Origin of the sequence: Banduia mediterranea (assembly GCF_031846245.1) — a bacterium.
GTDB lineage: Bacteria > Pseudomonadota > Gammaproteobacteria > Nevskiales > Nevskiaceae > Banduia > Banduia mediterranea.
Genome location: NZ_JAVRIC010000075.1, coordinates 1 through 542, shown reverse-complemented (window position 1 = coordinate 542; position 542 = coordinate 1). Strand labels below are relative to the sequence as shown.

The 542-nt window shown below is 60.7% G+C and carries 1 protein-coding gene and 1 pseudogene; one reads left to right on the top strand and one right to left on the bottom strand.

What is annotated here, in order from left to right; all coding sequences use genetic code 11:
* Positions 1-185: 185 nt before the first annotated feature.
* Positions 186-365 (bottom strand): hypothetical protein, encoded by a 180-nt coding sequence (locus RM530_RS18435; RefSeq protein WP_311366731.1) that lies wholly within the window; start codon positions 363-365, stop codon positions 186-188.
* Positions 366-479: 114 nt separating this feature from the next.
* Here RM530_RS18435 and RM530_RS18870 point away from each other — a divergent pair.
* Positions 480-542: pseudogene (locus RM530_RS18870) on the top strand (S-transferase); the annotation flags it as partial.

Below are 542 nucleotides of genomic sequence, written 5' to 3'. Positions count from 1 at the left end.
ATGAACCGGATCTTGCTGCGCTTCGATAATGCCGAGGCAAAGCGCTTCCCGAACTTCGGGTCCGCGTTGATGCCGGTCCCCACGGCCGTACCGCCCTGTGCCACACGCATGGGGGTCACACACGCATGGGGGTCAGGTCTTGCGCCTTGACGTAGCCCGCCGATCCACACCTCGCGCGATCCGGCTTACCGTCGAGTAGTCGAGTAGTGCAAACCGAAGTGCGCACCGATCTGCGGAAGTTGTCGGTGTCCGCTCTCGTAGGCGTCGCGATCTTCGTCATTGAGGACGATTGCTTGACGGGCATTGCCGCGTGCCATCACATGATGGATCGCGCCAGGGAATTCGATGCGTAGAGGACGGGCCATGCGGGGAACGTAGCGAAGCCAAAGAAATTTGGCAAGGAACAAGACCTGACCCCGACGTTTGTGTGACCCCGACGTTTGACCCCGACGTTGAGACCTGACCCCGACGTTGCTCCGAAAGTCACGATCATGCTCGAAGAGTTGCTCGCGCTCGGCCATGCGGGTGCCGAATACGACGCT